A 23,549-nucleotide genomic window follows, 5' to 3' on the forward strand; every position below is an offset into this window, starting at 1 on the left:
TCTATAGGCTCTCAGCATGAAGTTGCTGAACCTTGTCCATAAGCTGTTCAATGTGATGGAAACGATCATGTTCCTTGATCAGTGTCGTTCCAATTCGGATGGCTAGTCTTTCTGCCTGCTCTTTCAACTCTGGCTGCTTGATCGTATCAATATCGGCGACATGGGCAAGACCGACGATTCGGCGCACCATTTTGCAGCCTGCAAATCCGAGCGTGTCTTGCAGCAGAGCGGTCAGATAGGCGTCCTGGAACGAAGGCTGGGCAGAGATTCGGTCTACGCCATGCTCTTTCCACAGCTGTCTGAATTTTGATTCGAATTGTGTCCAAATCTCCTGAATCGTATGCAGAAGATATTGTTGAAACGCTTGTCGCTTCTGATCCTCTTCCATCCATCCGAGTTGACCGGCATAGTTCAGAAGCAGGTTGGCGATCACGGCCCCGATATCAAAGCCCATAGGGCCATAAAAGGCGAATTCCGGATCAATGACTTTGGTAGATTGTTTGGTTACAAATACACTGCCTGTATGCAAATCTCCGTGCAGGAGCGCTTGAGAGTGGGTCAGAAACTGATGTCTCAGCTTCGCAACCTGCAGGTGAAGTTCTTCATCTGAGCGCAATTCGTCCACCACATCTTGAATGGCCGGGTTGTATTGATTATTGGGCGAATCGGTATAGGGATCATCGAAGATCAGGTCTTCGGTGATCTTGCATAGCTCAGGATTGATAAATGAACCTTGCTGAATTTTCTTTTCCTGCTGATTTATGCCCAGATCAGAGGTGAAAAATAGGGTGCGAGCTAAAAATTCGCTGATGTGTGCAGCAAAGTACGGGTACTGGTTTCCTGCGATCAGTCCGCTGCGCATGATGACATGGTCACTCAGGTCTTCCATCATGGTAACTGCCAGCTCAGGGAGATATTGATAAACGGCTGGAACCAGCTCCGGGCAGAGCTCTCCCTGTATGCGAAGGGCTTCACTCTCAATGCGAGCCCGATCCAGTGTTAATGGCCAGGATTCTCCAACTACTTTGGCATATGGGAGGGCCTGTTTCACGATCACGCTGTTGCTGGTGTCTGTATCCTGAATATGAAAGACCAGATTGAGATTGCCGTCTCCAATCTCCCTGCAGGTTAGGCTGGTAGCTTGCTGCAGCAGTGGCACATGAGTTTGTGCCAACGTGATGGCTTCCTGCTCCGTGAGAGGATGATAGTTCGACATGGTATAACCTCCGTCTCCTCGACAATTTGTTTGTGACATTTAGTATAGCTGAATTGCCCCGTTCATGGAATAGTGACCGACATAACTTTTGGACAGGCAGGAAAGGCTAAGAATGAATATGGAGATTTTATAGAAAGGCAGGTTGGTTCGTGTGACAACAGCAACGGCAACGAAACAGGAGGTCAGTGTGCTCCTCAACCAGCAAGTAGCCAATTTTTCCATCCTGTTTGTGAAGCTGCATCATTATCATTGGTTTGTGAAAGGAACTTCCTTTTTCAAGCTTCATGAAACCTTTGAGGCCTATTATGATGAAGCTGCGCAAGTCATCGATGATCTGGCAGAACGAATTTTAACGATTGGGGGCAAGCCGCAATCGCGCATGTCGGAGTATTTGCAGACCACGACCCTGCAAGAAGCCAGTGGCAATGAACAGGCTGCGCAGATGGTGCAGCAAGTCAAGGCGGATTTTGAGCAGATTGTTCAGGAGTTGGGTGAGAGCCGTATCCAGGCAGAAGACGCGGGTGACCAGGTCTCAGGAGATATGTTGCTGGGTATTCAGGAAAGTCTGGAAAAGCATATCTGGATGCTGCATTCATTTTTGTCCGAATAATTTGTGAAACCGGGAACGGAGACTCTTCGCGGGGTCTTCTTTTCCTGTACATACGTACGAGATGCCCGCCGTGGGCGAGATCGGTCAGGTCTCTCAACAAAAAAAGTCAAAACGATCATTGAAGGGGAGCCTAATCATCGTTATAATGAACACCATATTGATATGCCACAGGCAAAGCTTTCAAATGCCGAAGGAGGGTTTCGATTGGGCTCACAAGCGGTCGCCCTAAAAGAATGGGCATCCGTTATTCAAGCATTGAAAGAGGGGCGTCAGGCTCTGATCATGAGAAAAGGCGGCATCGCGGAAGAAACGCGTCAGTTTGAGCTTGCCTACCCCCGATTTTATTTGTTTCCAACGTATGAACACCAGAAAAAGCATTTAATGAAGGAAGCCTATCAGCATCTGGTAGAAACGAGCACGCCATCCAGCCTGACCATCGATTGTGTGGCCGTTGCGGAACAGGAATTTCTCATTGATGAGGAAGACAAGCTGGAAGCACTTATGGATCTGCACATTTGGACAGAGGCGTTTGCAGCAGAACGCTTGAGATGGAAGAAGAAGCAGCCACTTCATCTAATTCCGTTAAGGATCTACCGCCTTCCTGAGGCGCATTCCCTGTCGATGGAACCAGAATATGAGGGTTGTAAATCTTGGATTGAAGTACCGCTCCCTGCCCTGAGTGATGATATACTGGAGCAGAGCAGCCCGGTGCTGAACGAAACGGCGTATGAGGATCTGCTGGGCACGCTTCGGGAAAGATTGAGCGACCGCTGAATAAGCAGACTTTGTTTGCATGTTTAGAATAATTATTATAAACTAAACTATATTGAGAATCACTGAGAATCAATCAAAGACCATTGATTACTATAAGCATGGAGGGTATTCATTTATGAGCGAAAATCAATTGTTCAAAATAGACGGCTTGAAGGCGTCTGTTGAAGGCAAGGAAATTCTGAAAGGCATCAACCTGGAAATGAATGGCGGTGAAATTCACGCTATTATGGGACCAAACGGGACCGGGAAAAGTACGCTTGCTTCCGCGATTATGGGGCATCCCAAATATGAGGTGACCGAGGGTGCTGCCTACTTGGAAGGCGAGAACGTGTTTGATATGGAAGTGGATGAGAGAGCGCGTGCGGGATTATTCCTGGCCATGCAGTATCCAAGTGAGATTACCGGGGTTACCAATGCGGATTTCTTGCGCAGTGCCATCAATGCAAGACGGGGAGAAGGCAATGAAATTTCCCTGATCAAGTTTATTCGTCAAATGGAAGGCAGCATGGGGAAACTGGAGATGGACCCTCAGTTCATGCACCGTTACCTGAATGAAGGCTTCTCGGGCGGAGAGAAAAAGCGCAATGAGATTTTGCAAATGGCGATGCTTGATCCGAAGGTATGTATTTTGGATGAAATCGACTCCGGTCTGGATATCGATGCATTGAAAATCGTAGCCAATGGCGTCAATGAAATGCGCAATGACGAGCGTTCGTTCCTGATCATTACCCACTACCAGCGCTTGTTGAACTATATTAAGCCAGATTTTGTTCATGTCATGATGCAGGGACGGATTGTGAAGTCCGGCGGTCCTGAGCTTGCGCAGCGTCTGGAAGAAGAAGGCTATGACTGGATCAAGGAAGAGCTTGGCATTGAGCATGAGACCGTAGGCCAGGACACAGAAGAATTTCAAGTACCAATGAACACGACCGCTCCAAAGTTTGAGTAAACATTCGGACGGATCAAAACCAATCAGGAGGAATGCAAATGACGACCGATATCATGCTTCCGATTGGCCGTGAACAGATCCAAGCGTCAGCAAGTGCCAAGCAAGAGCCTGAATGGCTGACACAGCTCCGTTTGGACGCTTTGGAGAAAGCAGGTCAATTGGAATTGCCACAACTGGAAAAAACAAAGCTGGATCGCTGGAATATCGACCAGTATGGACAATACAAATTAGAGAAGGCCGTGCAGCATTATGATGAGCTGCCAGCCAGCCTGAAAGAAGTGCTACAGGGCAAAGAATACGAGAATTTGCTGGTACAGCAAAATGCATCGGTTATTTTTGAACAGCTTACAGAGGATTTGAAGTCTCAGGGTGTTATTTTCATGTCTTTGGAAGAAGCTGCGAAAGTACATGAGAATTTGGTTAAACCGCATCTGATGAGTGTCGTGCAGCGTGATGAGAACAAGGTAGCCGCGCTGCATGCGGCTGGATTCAGCGGGGGCGTGTTCGTCTATGTCCCTAAAAACGTAGAAGTCCAGATTCCTTTGCAGGCGATGTTCCTTCACGATCAGAAAGACACCCAGTTTTCACCTCACATTCTGATCGTGGCCGAGCAGCACAGCCGAGTCACCTATGTGGATTATGTGCATAGTGAAGCGGAAGGAGCGAACACCGTACACAATTCAGTTGCAGAGGTGGTCGTGAAGCCGGGGGCGCATGTGACTTTCGCGTCGATCCATCAGTTGCAGGAAGGCACCACGGATTTGAGCTATCGCCGTGCCCATGTCGAGAACGACGGAAAGATCGAATGGATCATTGGAGAGATGAATAACGGGAATGTCGTATCCGATACGACATCCATTCTGAAGGGCAATGGCTCCAATTCCGATGCAAAGGTGATTTGCATCGGTACGAAGGCTCAAAAGCTCAATATTACAACGCGTGCCGTTCACTTCGGAAAGAGCTCCAACAGTGACATGATCACAAGAGCGACGATGAAAGATGAAGCGACCGCGATTATCAATGGCATCACGAAAATTGAAAAAGGGGCAACGCATGCAAACGGCGAACAGACGGAGCGCGTGCTTATGCTCAGTCCGAAAGCGCGCGGGGATGCAAACCCGATGCTATTGATTGACGAGGATGAGGTAACCGCTGGTCATGCGGCGAGTGCCGGTCAAGTCAACAAGGAACAACTGCACTACCTGATGTCTCGCGGAATCAGCAGAGAGCAAGCGACGAAGCTGATCATTACCGGATTCCTGGAGCCGATCGTGGCCGAAATGCCGATTCCTGCATTGAAGGAGCAGTTGGCGCAATTGGTAGAAAGGAAGCTCGGATAATGAATGTAGCCGAGATTCGCAAGCAATTTCCAATCCTTGATCAGGAAGTAAATGGTCATCCCCTTGTGTATTTGGACAGTGCCGCTACGTCGCAAAAACCGATCCAGGTGATTGAGACGATCAAGCATTATTACGAGTACCTTAACGCGAATGTTCATCGCGGTGTTCATACTCTTGGATCAAGAGCAACCGATGCTTATGAAGGGGCGAGAGATAAGCTGGCTTGCTTCATCAACGCCCAGCATCGCGAAGAGATTGTATTTACAAGAGGGACCACGACCGCCATCAATTTGGTTGCTTCCAGTTATGCACGATCGGTCTGCCAGGAAGGGGATGAGATTGTGCTGACGCCGATGGAGCATCACAGCAATCTGATTCCTTGGCAGCAGGTCGCCAAAGCGACTGGGGCGGTTCTGAAATATATTCCTTTGCAAGCGGATGGTTCGATTCGTTTGGAAGATGTGGAAAAAACCGTGACTGACCGCACGAAAATGGTTGCGATCGTGTATGTATCCAATGTGCTCGGAGTGGTCAATCCGGTTAAAGAAATTGCGGAAATCGCACACCGTCACGGTGCCAGGATACTTGTAGATGGCGCGCAGAGTACCCCTCATCTCAAGGTGGATGTGCAGGCGCTTGACTGTGATTTCTACACCCTGTCCGGTCACAAAATGTGTGGACCGACCGGAATTGGTGCATTATATGGAAAAAAAGCTTTGCTTGAGCAAATGGAGCCGGTCGAATTCGGCGGTGAGATGATTGACCATGTCGATTTGTATGAATCTACCTGGAAGGAACTTCCCTGGAAGTTCGAGGGGGGGACCCCGATCATTGCTGGTGCAGCCGGTCTGGCTGCCGCAGTAGATTTTCTGGAACAGATCGGGATGGACACCATCGACCGTCACGAAAAGCAGATCACGGCGTATGCGATGGAGCGAATGAAGGAAATTGACGGCATCGAAATCTACGGACCGCAGCAGGACCGAGCTGGATTGGTCACATTCAATCTGGACGATGTTCATCCGCATGATGTTGCCACTGTGCTGGATGCAGAGGGTGTCGCTGTTCGTGCCGGACACCATTGCTGCCAGCCTTTGATGAGATGGCTGAACGTATCCGCGACGGCAAGAGCAAGCTTCTATCTGTACAACACAGAGGAAGATGTGGATCGGCTGGTTCAAGCATTGCGGAAGACAAAGGAGTATTTTGGCTATGCAACTGGATGATTTGTATCGCAGAGTGATCATGGATCATTACAAGAGTCCCAGAAACCGCGGAACCGCAGAGGATGAAACGGTATCTGTTCAGCTGAACAATCCAACCTGTGGAGATCGCATTGTCCTGCAAATGCACATTGAGGATGGCAAGGTTACATCGGCTCGCTTTGATGGCGAAGGATGTTCCATCAGCATTGCATCGGCTTCCATGATGACCGATGCGATTAAAGGGAAGACGCTGGAGGAAGCAGCGGAGATGGCGGAGCAATTTTCGAAAATGATGCAGGGAGAGCCGCAGGAATTCGAGTATGAAGAGCTGGAGGCTTTATCCGGTGTTAATAAATTCCCGGCCCGCATCAAATGTGCGACCTTAGCCTGGAATGCCATGAAAAAGGGTTTCCATGAAGTCGAATCCGAATAGATGATTAGCCGTTATCAATACGTTATATGTTGTTTACAATTATAAGAAAACAGGAGGGATAACGATGGCGAAGAAAATGCCCGAGATCGGGGAATATAAGTATGGTTTCCGCGATACCCATCAGGCCGTGTTTCAAACCGGTAAAGGTTTGACGGAAGAAATCGTCAGAGAGATATCCAGACAAAAGGACGAGCCGGAATGGATGCTGGAGTTTCGCCTGAAGTCACTGGAGCAATTCAACAAGATGCCGATGCCTCGCTGGGGTGGCAATCTCGATGATCTGGATTTCAACGACATCCAGTATTATGTGAAGCCTTCCGAAAAGCAAGGGAAAACATGGGAAGAAGTGCCGTCCGAAATCAAGGAAACGTTTGACAAGCTCGGTATTCCGGAAGCGGAACAGAAATTCCTGGCCGGTGTATCTGCCCAGTATGAGTCTGAAGTTGTTTATCACAGCATGCAAAAGGAACTGGAAGATCAAGGCGTCATCTTCATGGACACGGATTCCGCGCTAAAGGAATATCCTGAGCTGTTCAAGGAATATTTCGGAACCGTGATTCCGCCTAGCGACAACAAGTTTTCTGCGCTCAACAGTGCAGTCTGGTCTGGCGGTAGCTTTATCTATGTACCCAAAGGGGTGAAATGCGAAGTGCCGCTTCAGGCATACTTCCGCATCAACTCTGAAAATATGGGACAGTTCGAGCGTACCCTGATCATTACGGATGAAGACAGCTTTGTTCACTATGTAGAAGGCTGTACCGCTCCGGTTTACAGCACAAACTCTCTGCACAGTGCGGTCGTAGAGATTGTATGCCGCAAAAACTCCCGCGCCAGATATACGACGATTCAAAACTGGGCGCCGAATATCTATAACCTCGTAACCAAGCGTGCGGTGGCAGAAGAGGGAGCAAACATGGAGTGGGTCGATGGAAACATTGGTTCCAAGCTGACCATGAAATACCCGGCTGTTGTGTTGAAAGGACGGGGAGCCAAAGGTTCCGTACTTTCCATCGCAGTCGCAGGAAAAGGCCAGCATCAGGATGCAGGCGCGAAAATGGTGCATTTGGCTCCTGAGACGACCTCCACGATCGTGTCCAAATCCATCAGTAAGCACGGTGGAAAGGTGACGTATCGCGGCCTGACTTCCTTCAACCGCAATTCGCAGGGCTCTAAAGCGAACATTCAGTGTGATACGCTCATTATGGATAATGAATCGACCTCAGATACGATTCCATATAATGAAATCCTGAATGATGACATTACGCTTGAGCACGAAGCGACTGTATCGAAGGTGTCAGAAGAGCAACTTTTCTATCTGATGAGTCGCGGATTAAGCCAGGAAGAAGCAACCCAAATGATCGTCATGGGCTTTATTGAGCCATTTACGAAGGAGCTTCCAATGGAATACGCTGTCGAAATGAACCGCTTGATTAAATTCGAGATGGAAGGCAGTATTGGATAAGCCTTGTACAGCAAGGGGTTTATGATCTGAAATCATGATTTATCCATGATTTGTCCATTAATTATTCAGCTCAAGTATTTTTCATATAGCTTCAGCGCATCATCTTCAATTTTTTCAGTAACATGTAGATACGTGTCTGCTGGGACTTTCACGCTTGCGTGACTTAGTCGCTCGGACACGTATTTTGTTTGCACATCTGTTTAATATGTTGAACATCTTCTCCAGCTATCGGTTTAACTGTGAAATGAAAAATAAAAAATCCCCACCGTTTAGGTGAGGATCAAAGATGATGGCAGGATAGGCCTGATTCAGATAAGTTATGGCAGGATAATTTCCACTTCTTTCTCTTCTGAGATGATGTCGTAACTGGCATCACTTACATAAGAAAGTAATAGTCTCATGCTCTTAATATCCTTGAATTCGCTGTTACTCAAAGGGAACGCAATCTTCCTTTTCTTTATGACCATGCCGTTAAAATCCGATTTTATCCAATCATCGGATAACAGTGTTCTTTCGATCTGTTCCTTCGTATTTAACACGAGTTCAGAATGATCCACAAACCAGGTTAGCTTTTCATCAGATGTATTTTCAACAGTAACATCTAATATAATGGCGGGTTGCGTTTCCGTTGCGTACTCATACTCTTGATAAGCCGGATCAAATGTGACTTGAGATACGTTCAATTTCATCGGCCCGCTTGTTACGTTTACATTGACCTTGAAGGTTTTGAGATTGCTGGCTAAGTTTGCTGAAGCGTCTTTTCCGACAATTGTAACAGTACGCGTCGAAGCTTCATACTTCACGTCAGCTCCGAGCATTTCCGCAGCGGCGCGAAGCGGAACGTATGTAGAACCATCAATGATTTTTGTTTCAGCATTGGAAATCTTTCCGTTAACGATCAGGGTCAGTCCGCTGCCTGCTGCGAAGACTCCAGCTGTGAATACGGCCATGACAGTGAAAATAGATAATGCAGTAATGATGATTTTTTTCTTCAATGTATATTCCTCCTAATGATATGATGTCAGAGGAATTATTAGGAAAACTTTACAATTTACTTCTTTTCAAGAGAATAATCATTATTATTATTGAAATATCCACCTGTGGTGGTAGTGGTCATCAAAGAATGGTTTATTTTCTTCTGCAAGCAAAGGAAATCGAAAGCGATGTTCCTAACACCGTGAAAAACATGGCAATAGATACGAGAATAGAAGAGTCATCAACAGTGAGATACCATAGAATAAGCATGAAAATACCTAAAACTGTAAACTGAATACCGAGTAATATAAAATGAATGTCTTTACCGTTTTCTCGAAACCATTTAAGCATTGCCATACAAATGAATACACATAACACTATTTGTACAGGTATTTGCACGAGGAAAGGTATGATCATTTTGTTATGCACACCTCTTTCATTGTCATTTACATGACCGATTACATATTTTGGCGAACGGCTGCTTGTGCATTTCTGTAAGATATGTAAGAGACTCCTCCTGTATTATATTGTATAAGACCGACATCCACAACATCAGATAAGATAATTGATAGAGATGGTATAAAGTGGTACTATAAGAAGATGATTATTATATTCATTCTATTTTAACAGAAATCGACGGCATCCATAAGATCATCATAGACAAACTGCACTTTCCTCTATTAAAATGCCAAATCTATTTAGACATTCAGGGGGCACGGATGAAACACTCAGTATTTGGAATTGCCATGAAAATGCTTTTTTATAAGAAACAGCGCCTTTTCCTGACTTGTATGGGTATAGCGGTTAGTATCGGTTTAATGATCGTAATTACTTCGTTGTATGCTTCAATGGAGCGTTCTGTACAAAAAACAATCGATAAAGAATTCGGTATATTCGATCTGATGGTAGGTTATAGTCCGTACAATGACAGTGAAAGTAAAAAGCTTCTGACAAAAGATGAGATTGCTCAATTGAGAAATATGGATGGTGTGATTGATTCAGGCATCGCAATTGTATCCCCAGAGCGTCTAACAAATGAAAATTCTGATACTAAAATGAAGGATGGGATCAACTATTTTGGAGTAGAACCAAATCAGTTAAACCGCACATACTTCGGATTTAAAACAAAGATAGAGCCAAACGAGATGGTGATTACCGATAATTTGGCTAAACGCTGGGAAGTAAAGCAGGGCGATGTGAAAGAGTTCTCGATAAATAATCATCGCGCTATGAAAATGGTGGTTGCGGAGATTATACCTGATTATACATCCGGTTCAGCCGTAATCATGAATATAGAGGCGGTTCGCCGAGCGTATTCATTGGGTGAGGTGGCCAATGCGATTTATTTGGATATCGCAGAAGACATTTCCGAAAAAAGTGTCGAAGAAAAAATACGGTCAGAGATGGATGAGCATCTTGATATAGCACTGCGGTCAGAAGACAAGACGGTGATGAAGCAACGTACAATGTTTCGATTTATTTCGATCGGATTAGGGAGCCTGTTATTGTTGGTCAGTATGTTGTTTATCACGAGCAGCTACAAATTAATCTTACTTGGACGAGTACGGGAATTATCGACATTCAGAATGAACGGAGCAAGCAGACGAGTCATTTATAAAATGGTCATGCTGGAAGCAGCGGTCATGAATGTAATAGGTGTAGGACTTGGTGTAGGAGTAGGCGTTACATTATGTCATCTCTCAACGATATTTATTGATTCAATGATGGGAACTTCAGTGAACAGTGCGGATATAGACTGGCTGACAGTCTCTGTGATTGCTTTACTCAGTTGGTTGCTATTGACGATGTCCTTAATGAAATTAGCCTACACGGTCGCCTCGGATTCTCCGCTTGTCTCTGTTCGGACGAGTGAGCAAGAGAATTTAAGGAGATATCCTTTTTGGATTGCAGGAGCTCTGATCGTCAGCGGGTTTGTGTTGTTATGCCTGGCTTGGTTCGACATCATTAGCAGCCAAACACAGTTACTGTTCACATTAGTGGGAGGGCTGCTGGTTGCGGTCGGGTGTATCCTGAATACAGGATATATGATTCCCTTCATTTCCCACACAACGGGCTGGTTGATTCAGAAATTTGCCGTACCCGAAGCTTACTATGCAATCAAGCAATTTATCACATTGCGCAGACAAAACTCTTTTATTGTGATGCTATTGGCCAGTATTGTGACAGCCCTCATTGCGATTCCAACCTTCATAGATAATCTCAACCATTCTGGTAAGCAGCAAGTCATCCGCAAGCATATCACCCCAATTGTCATCGAGAAAAAAGTGGATGTGATGTCTTCCAATATATTAGATCAAGTACGTCAAGTAAAAGGTGTCCGTGAGGCGTTACCGATGGGCACATTTCATGGTGTTCTTTTGGCAGATCTGGATTATACGCAAGCTGACGCGGATTGGTTGAAGCAAAATGAATATCATCCAGATTATCTGGAGGGTACTTCCCTATATGAAACGTATGAATATGAATGGTTAGGTGTTGCAAAAACGGATTTGAATCTCATGAAGCAGATGGGATTGCTAGAAGCAATGGATCATGAATTGTCTTCCGGGATTATCATACAATCTGCCTATGCCAATCACATGGGATTATCGTCAACAGATACTTTGAGTTTGCAGAAAACTAGACTGGGTGAAAAGTTAGAGCAATATGAATTACCAATTAAAGGTGTGACAGAATTATCTATTACAACACAGGAAACGCATGCTCTAGTGGATATCAATAACCTGAATGTTTCATGGATTGGAAATGAGGGGAGCGATGAGCAAGCAAGTTTGATTTTACCTAGAACCATTTATGTGCAAGTGAATGAAGATGCGGATATAGCCACTGTTAGAGAGGCATTGCAACAACGATTTGAAGATGACCCTTTGGTGAAGGTGACGGATGCAGATTCCGAATTAGAACGCTTGGCAAATGAGTCAAGGGAACAATATATCATTTTATGGGCTGTAATGTCCGTATTTATTGTCGTGGGCGTCGTGGGAGTAATGAACACGCTGGGGGCGGCATTTCATACACACCGCAGAGAATATGCGATTTTGCGAGCCATTCGATTGACCGCATCAAAGTTAAGATCAGTGATGATCATACAAGGTCTGTTATATGCGGTTACGTCCATTGTGATTGGTTTAATTGCAAGCGCATGGATCATAGTCGGTTTATTTAGCGGCGGCAGCGATGAGTTAAAAGATTGGACCATCAACGGGTCCACGATTGCACTTCCAGTCTGTATTGTAGGGGCCATTTCATTATTGATTTCCGTCATATACGCGAAACAATTCGGTCAGAAATCAATTACCGAGGAACTAACAGTTGAATAACTTGATCATGTCATATACAAGACAGAATACAAAAATACAGCTGCGCACGGTTGTATGCGAACAGCTCATGCTGATATAGAAAGTGACGGGGAGGATGTTTTTGTGCAAGATTCAAAATCGGTACTGGCTGTGAAGAACCTTTCAAAGATATATGGACAAGAACCAAATTCGGTGGTAGCGCTTGATCATGTTGACTTGGATTTGGCAGCAGGGGAAATTGTGATGCTGATGGGCCCAAGCGGATCAGGCAAGACAACACTGTTACAGTTATTAGGCGGACTTGAGCCGCCCACGGAAGGGAAAATAAAAGTGAATAACAGGGAGTGGCAGGAGTTCTTCCGAGAACCTCAGGTCTCCCATTTTCGACGCGATATGATTGGATTTGTATTTCAGTTCTTCAATCTGATCAACGCATTGACAGCAGAAGAAAACATTGCATTGCCGCTAATTTTGGCTGGCCAACCCAAGAAAAAAACGATGGCGCTCACAGAGGAAATGTTGCAATTAGTCGGATTGTCAGAGCGACGAAAGCATCGTCCAAGTGAGTTATCTGGCGGTCAGCAACAACGGGTTGCGATTGCAAGAGCGTTAATTCATCAGCCGGCGATTTTGCTTGCAGATGAGCCGACGGGCAATCTTGATTCCCGCAATTCGATAGAAATTCTAGAGTTATTTCTGCGCATGCGTGATCAGCTAGGACAGACCATACTCATCGTTACTCATGATCCATATGTGGCAACGTATGGTGATCGGGTGGTCCTGTTTCGAGATGGCAGAATTGTGGATGCGTACAATGCTGACAAGATTGTGGGAAAGAATCGAAGTGAGCGTTCCATTTATATTATGGAAAGACTGCAGTCCATCAGTCATGAAACACGGAGAAGTGAATCGAAATCATATACGGAAGGTATGAGCTAGATGAAGAAGCGGAAGGCATTCCGAACGAAAATCACACGATTGTATCCTATATTCACGCTTACGATCACGGGGTTCATGTTAACCGCCTGCGTATTGGGACAAGAAAATGTCCAGGAACAGGTTCAAACACATATCAGCAAGATGGAAGCATCTATCGAGAATCCGGTCAATCCGGACACAAGCACGACATCGAATCCGTACGACGATATACAGAATAACGAACATTTTGAAGCCATACTTGAACTGGGTATCCCTGCATTACCTGAACTGAAGCAGTCATTGGCACATTCAGATCAAGACGGTTTAGTGGAATATATCTATGCCATCGCTCTCGAGAAGATTTCTAAAACGGAGATGAGCGAGCAGACTGAATGGCGCACAGGTAAAGAGTTCTACACGATCTATTCAGCCTATCTGAAAGAAATCCCCGATAAGGTAACAAGCATAGCCGCTGAACCCGTTAGTGATAAAGAAAAAATCGCTCAATTAAAAGCTCTGGGCGTTCCGGCCATTCCGTATATATTCGATGTAATCAATCATGGAAAGCAAGAATTGTCTCCTGCGCTTCACTATTTAACGGACAATGAGTCCAAAAGTGATATGAGAAAGTGGAGCGTCGAGCATATAGATCAGTTAAATCTGCTTACAGATTTCGTTGAAGAATAGAAACGGCTCCCTATCAGTTCAGTATGAGAACAAGAAAGCAGGAAGATTCATTCTATCTGTATTTAATGGGCTGGAAACCTCACGAAGAGGGAAACCGAGTCGTCGTCCTCAAGCAATGATCCTATCCAATACGTGTCTGCGGTTTACTGCGCCTTAGGGTGCAAGTTACCCAGACACGTATTTTTTTGTTTATCGCTTGCCGGGCGGGATATATGCAGGGGGTACTTTCAGCCAGCCCCTTTTCTTCATTTTCATTCGCAGTTTGGTGGCGAACATGGTTTTTTCCGATTGGAAGCGAGCCCACATCAGACCGAGATCGGTACGGATCGACTGACTAAGGTTTGTGGCACAGGCTACAATGCCGGAAGCCGCTTTGATCGAAACGAGATTCGCCATCTCATCGTCGGTAGATCTCGCGCCCAGCGGAATGTCCTCGGTACGGCTCATCGGCTTCAGGCTCTCGGTTTGAGACAGTGGAATGCCTTCTTTGAACATGAAGTCTTTTAATATTTTCTTTTGTGACAGAGCAATTTCTTTCGCTTCGAGCAGCAATTCCTTCAGTTCTGCATCCGTGGTCGTATTCAGTGAAATATCCAGTGCGGGAATTTCCTCCGCTATCGCGGTATAGTACACCCAGCACCCCATGGCTTCTCCAATATGCAAAGGCTGCTTTTCATCTGCCCATTCATTCTTTTGCAGGTAATGCATGATCGCTTCCAGCACCTTCATTCAACGTCAGCTCCTTTTCCAGTTAGTATGTGTGACAGGGAATGAAATTAGTATGCAGCCGATAAACACAATGGAAAAAGTTGAAGGAACCCAGCATGGATAAACGTGCTTCCTTTACCTCAATCTATAGCTAGGAAGCTGTCTTCCGACATTTGGTGAACGGATGAATTGGTCAACAAATGAAATGATGAATTGAGGAAGGGTGAGGGTGGATCATGAAAAGGAAAGTCTTTTGGAGTTTGGCCGTGGCAACACTTGTGATACTGCTGGCTGCCACTGGATGTAACGATCAGGATCATGTACTAAACGAAAAAAATAATGACGCAGAGCGGTTTGAAATGCAAATGAATACAGGTGGCGGACAGCAGACAACCCAGGCACTGGATGCTGACGTTGCCATTCCGTTTACGTATATCGAAGGGAGTCCCTACGTATCCATTACCCGCTTGCTCGAACTAACCGGCTTCCATTCGGATTTCGATGTCCAGACCAATGCCTATGGGATTGGAGATCATGATGTCACCTACCAAATCTTCATGAATTCCAATCAGGTGTCGAGAGAAGATGCCAAAATGACGCTGGACCGCAATTCCGTTGAAATTGAAGGAACCCCTTATTTACCGGTAGATGGTCTTCAAAAATTGTTCGGGGATCAATTGCACATGGACATGCAGGAAAGCCAGGTGGTTCTGCATCGAAACGGGGAAGATCCGTCGATGGAGATGAAGTCTCTGAATGTCAAAATGCTGGAGAGTGATGCGCGGGATGAAGGTACAGAGCCGTTTTTCCAGGACGATCCGAATGACCCGTTCAAGGATGAAGATGTGATGTCCTTGCTCTCAGACGGGATGAAGCCAGTGAACGCAAGAACCGCTCAGCCCGTACTGAAAGACATCAATATCAACAAGATGCTGGACAAGGCAGAGGACTTTCTCGGAGTGAAATATGATTTCGGCGCCGATCCGTATCCGGAATCCGGAACCTTTGACTGCTCATCGTACGTTCGATATATCTATGGCAAATATGGGGTAGACCTGCCGCGTGTGTCACGGAATCAGGCGAAGAAAGGCGAATATGTGAGCCGGAAAAGTCTTCGAAAAGGCGACCTGATGTTTTTTTATGTGCCAGGACGGTTCAAGACCAATAAGACCGTGGGCCATGTGGGCATCTACATGGGGGACGGCAAGATGATCCATTCGTCTCCATCGCCGAAGGACGGGGTGCAGGTTACGAGTATTCATAAATCGTATTGGGAGAAGACGTATTTAAAATCGAGAAGATTGGTGTACTAGCATCCGGTGCTGATTGCAGTCAAGTGACATCATTCAAGAATTAAAAAAAGAATCTGCGTGGCCCATGAGAGCGGTTGGCTTCCATGGGTCATACAGATTCCCAAATGATCATATCATCCGATCATCCCGAGAGTGGACAGGATGTGGCCGTCCCTCATATGGGACGGCACTTACATAAATATCTGTTTGATCTCCAGTTCCTTTTGTTCTGACAGATCGAGAAAAGCGCCATCCCGCCGGATGACGGGGCGGAAAAAATCCTTCGGGTTGGTCATGATGATCTCACCGATGGAATCATCACTTAATTTCACTCGCTTATGTATGAAATTCGGCAGCATATGATGAATGAACGTATGTATGACGGTTGGATCGAGATTGGTAAAGCTGAGCGCATAAAGCTCCTTCAGCACATCGAGCATGTCGCGTTCCTCTTTGTAGGCTCTTTTAGAAATCATGGCACTGTATGTATCTGCAACCGCCACAATCTTGGCATATGGGTGGATCTGCTCCTCCGTCAATTGCTTCGGATAGCCTGAGCCATCTGACCGTTCATGGTGCTGAAGTGCGACGGTAGCTTCCGGACAATCGCCCTTCATCTTCTGTATAAGCTCCCATCCGAATATCGTGTGCTGCTTGACCAGTTCACACTCCTCGCCTGTTAATCTTCCCGGTTTGTTCAAAATATCATCCGAAATCCTGCTCTTGCCCACATCGTGCAGAAAACCGCAGTTGCCGATGAGTTGGGCTTCGGCTTCCTCATATTTTAACCATCTGGCAATATAATAGGAAATCATCCCAACCTGAATGCAATGCTGATACGTGTAATCGTTTTCACTGTTAAGCAGTAAAAGGAGAGACACACTATCTCTTTGTTTTTGAATCGATTGGATAAGCGGATCTACTAACTGCTCCAACTGTTGCTCTGTAATGGCGTCTCCACTTCGTATCTGATCAAAAAGATGAACCATACCGTTTACGGCATTGTCGAAATGCGGGAGAATCTCCGCATTGATTCTTTCGATTGTCGTCTTGTTAGAAGAGGATGGATCGTCAGTTGCAGGGGAAGTGGACAAATGAGATGAACGTGAACGGGGATAAATGGAAACCTCGTCGATTTGATGTTGCACCAGCTTGGCAATATCCCGTTCGTTCAAAATGGCATGCTTAGATAGAATATGTACACCGTGAGCGTTGAAGACATCCGAGGTTAGCTGATCACCTTCCCTGAGATCAAAAACGTCAACCTGCATGATTTCACCTGCTTTGTTTCGAAGTGTATAAAAAAATTGTCGAAATTATGAGAATTCAATTCCATCATAGCAATAGGTGAATAAATTGGCAATAGGCAACCTGCCTGTTTGTACAATTGTGCAAGACACGGGTGCATCCCAACGATGAAATGGGCAATAGGGGCATCTTATGGTATGCTTATTGGAAGAAAAAGCTTCGTGCACCAGGAGGAGGCGATACTTTGCGTAGGAAGATCGTACTGCTGCATACGAATGATCTGCACAGTCATCTTGATCAGGCTCCCTATATCCATTCGATCATTGAGCAGCAGAAGAAAGAGCATCCCGATGATCTCGTTCTGGTCATCGATTGCGGGGATCATATGGATCGTATGAGACTGGAGACGGAAGCGACGGATGGCATCGTCAATGTCGCACTTATGAATGCAGCGGGCTATGATTATGCCGTTCCAGGTAACAATGAAGGTCTTACCTTCACAATGGATCAACTGAAAGCCGCAGCTCAAAAAGCGAATTATCGCATTTTGGGGGCCAATATGCGCCGTCAGGATGATGAGAACCCGGACTGGTTGCACGGCTACGATGTCGTAGAAGATCAAGGTGTTCGAATCGGTCTGCTCGGTGTCACGATTGATTTTAATGACTTTTACCGCTTGCTCGGCTGGGAACTGGAGGAGCCTCGGGGTACCGTTAAAAAGTGGTTTACCTCACTGCAAGAGCGGAGACCGTGCGATATGATGATTGTGATTTCTCATCTGGGGATTGTTCATGATCGACTGCTTGCAGAAGAAGAGCCTGGAATCGATGTCATTCTGGGTGCCCATACCCACCATCTGCTGATGCACGGAGAGCAGGTAGGTAAGACATTGCTGGCGGCAACCGGAAAATTTGGAGATTATGTCGGGAAAGTGACCCTGACTTATGATATAGATCGAAGAGAGATTGTGAATCGGGAAGCGCTGTGCATTCCCGTCATTGGTTCCGGGTACCAGCCTCATCCGGTATCCAGCCACATTTTGCAGCACTATCTGCATGAAAGTAAAGGACGGATGAAGGAGCAGGTATCTGAGCTCAAGGAAGAACTAGATATTCACTGGGGCAAGGAGTCCGTGCTTGGAAACTTGCTGGCCTCCGGCTTGCAGAACTGGACAAAGGCCGACATCGGACTGGTGAACTCCGGACAAATTTTGCACAATTTACCTGCTGGAGGGATTTCCCGGGAAATGATCCTCGAAATTTGTCCGTCTCCGATCAATCCTTGTTTGATGCAGCTGCGTGGCAAGGACATCCGGGAAGCGTTAGAACAGTCTCTGCAACTGCAATACCAGCAAAAGCCGATCCGAGGCTTTGGCTTTCGTGGGGAGATGCTCGGCAATCTCAGTATTTCAGGCATGCGGGTATATGTAGATACACAGGCTCCTGAAGGCGAGCGTATCCAGCAGCTTGCGGTGGTCAACGACAACGGACAGGAGCTTTCTTGGGATGATGATGCTTGGTATCGTGTCGGTACGATTGACATGTTTTCATTCGGAATCGGGTATATGTCCATTCAATCTGGAACAGTAGAGCAATTTTTCGTTCCTGAATTTATTCGGGATGTGCTGGTGCGTCAGCTCAATCAAGCCAGTGAACTGGAAAAGGCAAGACAGCGAAGATGGTGGGATCAGACTTTATCCGGTTAATCCAGCAGCTTTCACGGATCATTTTCAATTTCATTTGTCCGATCGTATGTTGATTTCGAGATGAATCAGGAAAGAAGCGTGAAAAGATGAGATTGGTTTTGACGAAAAACTGCAAGGCAGGCATGAAACTGGCCAGAAGCATCTATAATGAGCAGGGACTTGTATTGCTGCATGAGCAGGTGGAATTAAATGATAGCCTGATAAGGAAAATGCTCACGCATGGCATCGACTATGTGTATATTTTTGATGAGCGCACCGAGGATGTAGAATGTGTACATACGATAGAACCAGAGACTCGCAGTCGTGCCATTACGCAGATTCGACAAAACTTTACGCGACTCGTTGACCAATTCCAGCGAAAACGTACCATTACTTCATCCGCGGATCGGGAGCTCAAGCAGATCGTTCATATGCTGTTCGATGATCTGAAACGGCATGACCAGGCGTTGATTATGCTCTCGGATATTCGCGCAGCCAATGAATATCTGTTTTCACATTCCTTAAATGTAGGGATTTTCAGCCTCATCATCGGAATTTCACTTGGATATGACGAGGATGAACTGATGCAGATCGGGCTGGGAGGACTCTTGCACGATATCGGGAAGATGCAGGTCAATCCGCACATATTAAATAAACCGGGCCCGCTGACAGCCCAGGAAATGAGCGCTATGCGCAAGCACACGGAATTCGGATTTCAGATATTGAAGGATATTCCAAACATATCGCTCCTGTCTGCCCACTGTGCGCTCCAGCATCATGAGCGAATGGATGGCAGCGGCTACCCGAGAGGGATACAGGGGAATGAAATCCATGAATACGCCCAATGGATCGGACTCATCGATGCGTATGACGCCATGACCAATCATCGCGCTTACCGGGAGGCGATGCTGCCGCATCAGGTACTGGAGATTCTGTATACAGGTGCAGGTTCGCGGTATGATATCAAGAAACTGGAGCACTTCAGAGATCGCATCGCCGTTTACCCGATTGGCGTTACCGTGCAGCTGAATACAGGTGAAAAAGGGGTGGTCGTGGATTTGAACGCCAAAGTCCTGCATCGCCCCGTGATTCGGATCTTGCAGGATGCAGACGGACAGTCCATGGAACAGCCGTACGAGCTGGATTTGTCCAAGAAATTAAATTTGACGATTGTAGATTTGATCTACGAAGTGTAAGGCTTCGTCAATCGGATGAAAGGACAGGCATCTCACGATGAAGGAAACGATGCAGCCAGGCTTTTTTTGGCATTTGGGAAAAGGGGTCTATACTCACCGGGTCAAGATCGTGATTGGATTTGTGGTGCTTCTTGCAGGCTTGGCCTGGTTTGCCAGTCAGACGCCGCAGCGATTGACCGACAATGGCTTTACTCCGTATGGCAGTGAATCGCAGTTGGGTCTGGAACGCTTGCAGACTAACCTGGATTATCCGGGAACGATGCTGCAGCTCGTTTATGAAAGTGAGCAGATTGATTTGTCTGACCCGAATGCTCGGCAGCGAATGATGGATTCTCTGGCCCCTTTACAAGAATGGCCAGCCTATGCGGGGGCTTCCTTTATAGAAATGGGTGATGATGCTGCGCAATCAGACCCTCCAGCTTCATCCCGTCTTGCGGCTATACAGGTGATGCTGGAATGGGATACAGATGAAGCGCTGCGCCATTATCCGGAATTGAGAGAGCAGATCAAGGCTCCAGCTGGCATGCAGGTGTACGTCACGGGCGGCACCCCGGTCATGCATGACATGCAGGAAGCGAGCAAGCAGGACATTATCAAGGCAGAGATGCTGGGCATCCCAATCGCGATCATCGTCTTGCTTCTTGTGTTTGGAACCGTAGTCGCTGCTGCGCTGCCGCTGCTGGTCGGTCTTGTGAGTGTAACCTTGACGCTGGGCCTTCTATATTTCGTCGCAGGTGTGTATTCCCTTTCTAACTTTATGCCCAATATCGTTACGATGCTGGGTCTGGCCGTAGGGATTGATTATGCGCTATTTATCGTCAGTCGTTTCCGGGAGGAACGGAGCAAGCGGTCATCAGTTGAAAATGCGGTGGCTGCAACGATGCAGACGGCCGGCAAATCGATTTTCTTTTCCGGTGTAGCGGTCTGGATTGGATTGCTTGGCATGCTGTTTATTGATCTCAACCTGTATTACTCCTTATGTCTGGGCGGAGTAACGGTCGTATTTATTTCTGTCATCGTGGCCAATACGCTTTTGCCAGCTGTACTGGGCTTGCTCGGAGACAGAATCAATGCCTGGCCGATTCTGCCAAAGCACAAATCGGTGAAGTCAGTGCGCATCTCGGGAACAGCAGAGCAAGCGGACACGATGGCCCAATCCGATCTAGCAGACCTCAAGCCGAAACGGATTAGCTGGCAGCGCTGGGCTCGTTTTGTCATGCGTTATCCCGTGATGTTGACCATCCTAATTATGGGCGTACTGGTCAGTGCGATGTTTCCGCTAAGAGCGATCGTGATGGATGTGCCGAGTGCGGAGGTTCTGCCTCCGAAGTATGAATCCAGACTCGGCTATGATCTGCTCCATGCTTCGTTTCCCGCTCAGGCGATCCATCCCGTTCAGGTCGTGGTTCATGCCAGTAATCCGCTGGAGGATGAGAGAACACTACAGGAAGTGAGGCGTCTTCAGGAGTCGCTAAGCCAGATGGCAGGGATCGAGCAAGTGACGAGTTTTCTGGATGTGCTGGGAGCAGCCTCACTGGAAGACCAAGTACAGAAAATGAAGCTGCCGGAAGTCAAGCAGATGTTATTCGAACAGAAGCTGGCTGGAGAGCAGACTGCGGTTTTCCTGATTGCTTCAGCCTATGAGACGGGCACACGGGAGAACCGGGCACTGATTGAGGAGCTCAGAGAACTTGATGCTCCTTCCCTGGAGTTGTATGTAACCGGAGAAGCGGCATTTCGTCTCGATATTATTGAACGGATTACGAAGGCGGTTCCGTATGTGTTATTATGTGTTACAGGTGTTACGTTTGTCATCCTCATGCTGGCTTTCCGCTCCTTGCTGCTGCCGTTAAAGGCAGTGCTGATGAATTTGCTCAGTCTCGGAGCAAGTCTCGGAGTGGTGGTGCTCGTCTTTCAGGACGGCTGGCTGGCTTCGATGCTCGATATTTCCGCAACGGGCTATGTCAATGCGACGCTTCCCGTCATCATTTTCTGTGTCGTATTTGGCATATCCATGGATTATGAGGTCTTTCTCATTTCCAGAATTATGGAGGAATATGAACGGACGGGCGACAACGACTGGAGTACTGCGGAAGGACTGCACAAAACAGGTCGGCTGATTACGAGTGCCGCCCTCATCCTGATTGTGGTGGTGGGGACCTTCATCTTCACAGATATTGAGATCATGAAAGCGCTGGGACTCGGCTTGTCTCTGGCGGTGTTTATCGATGCGACCCTTATACGCATTGTGCTCGTCCCATCGCTGATGAAGCTGCTGGGCAAAGCGAACTGGTGGGCCCCAGCCTGGCTTAAGCCGATACGCAGCAGGGAGGATCAACGTACCAGCCCTTCCTGAAGAAAAATTATGTCAAGCAAAGGTGCGGTGTAAGTGATATGTCTATGAAACTACGAATGAATCCCGCAGGAATTGATTTGCAGAAGGATCCCTGGGATCCGATCCATTCCCTGCGAAAATATGGTCAGCATGTTCTGACCAGTATAGAAATGACCGTGACCAATCTGTGCAACATGCGCTGCGAGCATTGTGCGGTAGGGGATGCCCTGGTTTGGAAGGAAGGCCCCAAGCTGCCCCTCAAGCTGATGCTAGAGCGTCTGGAAGAAATCGATACGCTGGAGACGATCAGTATAACCGGCGGAGAACCTACTTTCGACAAGCGCAATATCGAGGCATACATCCTGCCGCTGTTGCAATATGCTAGAGATAGAGGGCTGAAATCCCAGATCAACTCCAATCTGACGCTTGATTACGAACGCTATGAACAGATTGCTCCTTTTCTGGACGTCATGCATATTTCCTATAATTATACGAATGTGGAAGATTTCCTGGCCGTGGGATTTGAACGAAGCGGACGTGAAGTGCCACACAGGCAGGCGGCGCAGCTGTATGAAAACATGGTCGAGAATACGAAGCGATTGACGAAAGCAGGACTTTTTGTCTCTGCTGAATCGATGATCAATTATCGTACACATCACAAGCTGCCAGAGATTCATCAGCAAATCGTCGAAATGGGCTGTCAGCGTCATGAGGTGCATCCGATGTATCCCAGCTCGTTTGCGTCCAATCTGCCTGTGTTGACCCTTGAGCAAACCAGAGAAGCGATCCATTCACTTCTGGATGTTCGAGATGAACAAATCTGGATGCTGTTTGGCACCCTGCCCATTTTTCACTGCAGCTCCGATTCAGCGGACCACAAGCTGTTGAACCGATTACGGACAGCACCCCATACCACGGTGCGCAATGATCCGGATGGCCGTAACCGGCTGAATGTCAATTTGTTTACGGGCGACGTGTACGTGACGGATTTTGCCGATCTGGCTTCCATTGGCAATATTCATAAAACGTCGTTGCAACCTCTGTTTGCCAAATGGATGACGCATCCGTACCAGCAGTTGGTGAATTGCCATTGTGATGCCGCGTCTTGCTGCGGACCCAATCTGCTAGTGAAGGATACGTATTATCGGAATACCGATTTTCATGCTCGCCAAGCAATTGGCTCTTAAATCGATTCAT

At 46.9% G+C, this 23,549-nt stretch carries 19 protein-coding genes; 15 read left to right on the plus strand and 4 right to left on the minus strand.

Translation table 11 applies throughout. The features are described 5' to 3' along the window. Nucleotide 1: 1 nt before the first annotated feature. A complete protein-coding gene (mtnK, locus tag ACFSUC_RS07310; protein ID WP_379928874.1) occupies nucleotides 2-1,216 on the minus strand; it encodes an S-methyl-5-thioribose kinase in 1,215 nt (404 codons plus the stop codon). A gap of 151 nt (nucleotides 1,217-1,367) precedes the next feature. On the opposite strand from mtnK, the gene ACFSUC_RS07315 reads away from it, so the two are divergent. The 7 genes from ACFSUC_RS07315 to sufB all read left to right on the plus strand — a co-directional run bounded on the left by ACFSUC_RS07315 (nucleotide 1,368) and on the right by sufB (nucleotide 7,989). Continuing rightward, nucleotides 1,368-1,826 carry a Dps family protein gene (locus ACFSUC_RS07315; protein ID WP_379928875.1) on the plus strand — a complete coding sequence of 153 codons (459 nt, stop codon included), beginning with the start codon at nucleotides 1,368-1,370 and terminating at the stop codon, nucleotides 1,824-1,826. 204 nt (nucleotides 1,827-2,030) lie between these two features. After that, on the plus strand, nucleotides 2,031-2,600 hold the full coding sequence (locus ACFSUC_RS07320) for a DUF1802 family protein (protein ID WP_379928877.1): 570 nt from the start codon (nucleotides 2,031-2,033) through the stop codon (nucleotides 2,598-2,600). Between the two features lie 115 nt (nucleotides 2,601-2,715). Further along, nucleotides 2,716-3,549, plus strand: a complete 834-nt coding sequence (sufC, locus tag ACFSUC_RS07325; RefSeq protein ID WP_379928878.1) for a Fe-S cluster assembly ATPase SufC — start codon at nucleotides 2,716-2,718, stop codon at nucleotides 3,547-3,549. A 38-nt stretch (nucleotides 3,550-3,587) separates the two neighbouring features. Then, nucleotides 3,588-4,889, plus strand: coding sequence for a Fe-S cluster assembly protein SufD (gene sufD, locus ACFSUC_RS07330; RefSeq protein WP_379928879.1), 1,302 nt, complete (start codon nucleotides 3,588-3,590; stop codon nucleotides 4,887-4,889). Beyond that, a complete protein-coding gene (locus ACFSUC_RS07335) occupies nucleotides 4,889-6,115 on the plus strand; it encodes a cysteine desulfurase (RefSeq protein ID WP_379928880.1) in 1,227 nt (408 codons plus the stop codon). The genes sufD and ACFSUC_RS07335 overlap by 1 nt, the downstream gene beginning before the upstream one ends. After that, nucleotides 6,102-6,527, plus strand: coding sequence for a Fe-S cluster assembly sulfur transfer protein SufU (gene sufU, locus ACFSUC_RS07340; protein WP_379928881.1), 426 nt, complete (start codon nucleotides 6,102-6,104; stop codon nucleotides 6,525-6,527). Before ACFSUC_RS07335 ends, sufU begins: the two co-directional genes overlap by 14 nt. A 64-nt stretch (nucleotides 6,528-6,591) precedes the next feature. Further along, complete coding sequence (sufB, locus tag ACFSUC_RS07345; RefSeq protein WP_379928882.1) at nucleotides 6,592-7,989, plus strand: Fe-S cluster assembly protein SufB; 1,398 nt, start codon at nucleotides 6,592-6,594, stop codon at nucleotides 7,987-7,989. Between the two features lie 317 nt (nucleotides 7,990-8,306). Here the strand turns inward: sufB and ACFSUC_RS07350 are convergent, their stop codons facing one another. Further along, nucleotides 8,307-8,984 (minus strand): stalk domain-containing protein, encoded by a 678-nt coding sequence (locus ACFSUC_RS07350; RefSeq protein ID WP_379928883.1) that lies wholly within the window; start codon nucleotides 8,982-8,984, stop codon nucleotides 8,307-8,309. Nucleotides 8,985-9,683: 699 nt separating this feature from the next. On the opposite strand from ACFSUC_RS07350, the gene ACFSUC_RS07355 reads away from it, so the two are divergent. The 3 genes from ACFSUC_RS07355 (at nucleotide 9,684) to ACFSUC_RS07365 (ending at nucleotide 13,889) form a co-directional block, all read left to right on the plus strand. After that, nucleotides 9,684-12,305 carry an FtsX-like permease family protein gene (locus tag ACFSUC_RS07355; protein ID WP_379928884.1) on the plus strand — a complete coding sequence of 874 codons (2,622 nt, stop codon included), beginning with the start codon at nucleotides 9,684-9,686 and terminating at the stop codon, nucleotides 12,303-12,305. Between the two features lie 102 nt (nucleotides 12,306-12,407). Then, nucleotides 12,408-13,223 (plus strand): ABC transporter ATP-binding protein, encoded by an 816-nt coding sequence (locus ACFSUC_RS07360; protein ID WP_379928885.1) that lies wholly within the window; start codon nucleotides 12,408-12,410, stop codon nucleotides 13,221-13,223. Then, the gene (locus ACFSUC_RS07365; protein ID WP_379928886.1) at nucleotides 13,224-13,889 is read left to right on the plus strand and encodes a hypothetical protein; all 666 of its coding nucleotides are present in this window, start codon (nucleotides 13,224-13,226) and stop codon (nucleotides 13,887-13,889) included. Nucleotides 13,890-14,078: 189 nt separating this feature from the next. Here the strand turns inward: ACFSUC_RS07365 and ACFSUC_RS07370 are convergent, their stop codons facing one another. Continuing rightward, entirely contained in the window at nucleotides 14,079-14,618 is a 540-nt protein-coding gene (locus ACFSUC_RS07370) for a DUF3231 family protein (protein WP_379928887.1), read from the minus strand. Between the two features lie 215 nt (nucleotides 14,619-14,833). Between ACFSUC_RS07370 and ACFSUC_RS07375 the strand changes: the two genes are divergently transcribed. Continuing rightward, nucleotides 14,834-15,910 carry a C40 family peptidase gene (locus tag ACFSUC_RS07375; protein WP_379928888.1) on the plus strand — a complete coding sequence of 359 codons (1,077 nt, stop codon included), beginning with the start codon at nucleotides 14,834-14,836 and terminating at the stop codon, nucleotides 15,908-15,910. Between the two features lie 170 nt (nucleotides 15,911-16,080). Here ACFSUC_RS07375 and ACFSUC_RS07380 read toward each other — a convergent pair whose 3' ends face one another. Further along, complete coding sequence (locus tag ACFSUC_RS07380; protein ID WP_379928889.1) at nucleotides 16,081-17,160, minus strand: HD-GYP domain-containing protein; 1,080 nt, start codon at nucleotides 17,158-17,160, stop codon at nucleotides 16,081-16,083. Between the two features lie 221 nt (nucleotides 17,161-17,381). Between ACFSUC_RS07380 and ACFSUC_RS07385 the strand changes: the two genes are divergently transcribed. The 4 genes from ACFSUC_RS07385 (at nucleotide 17,382) to yfkAB (ending at nucleotide 23,539) form a co-directional block, all read left to right on the plus strand. Further along, nucleotides 17,382-18,842, plus strand: coding sequence for a bifunctional metallophosphatase/5'-nucleotidase (locus tag ACFSUC_RS07385; RefSeq protein WP_379928890.1), 1,461 nt, complete (start codon nucleotides 17,382-17,384; stop codon nucleotides 18,840-18,842). Nucleotides 18,843-18,928: 86 nt separating this feature from the next. Then, entirely contained in the window at nucleotides 18,929-20,017 is a 1,089-nt protein-coding gene (locus ACFSUC_RS07390) for an HD-GYP domain-containing protein (protein WP_379928891.1), read from the plus strand. Nucleotides 20,018-20,054: 37 nt separating this feature from the next. Beyond that, nucleotides 20,055-22,373 carry an MMPL family transporter gene (locus ACFSUC_RS07395; protein WP_379928892.1) on the plus strand — a complete coding sequence of 773 codons (2,319 nt, stop codon included), beginning with the start codon at nucleotides 20,055-20,057 and terminating at the stop codon, nucleotides 22,371-22,373. A 44-nt stretch (nucleotides 22,374-22,417) separates the two neighbouring features. Next, a complete protein-coding gene (yfkAB, locus tag ACFSUC_RS07400) occupies nucleotides 22,418-23,539 on the plus strand; it encodes a radical SAM/CxCxxxxC motif protein YfkAB (protein WP_379928893.1) in 1,122 nt (373 codons plus the stop codon). Nucleotides 23,540-23,549 lie beyond the last annotated feature (10 nt).

The organism is Marinicrinis sediminis (assembly GCF_042685085.1).
Classification (GTDB): domain Bacteria; phylum Bacillota; class Bacilli; order Paenibacillales; family KCTC-33676; genus Marinicrinis; species Marinicrinis sediminis.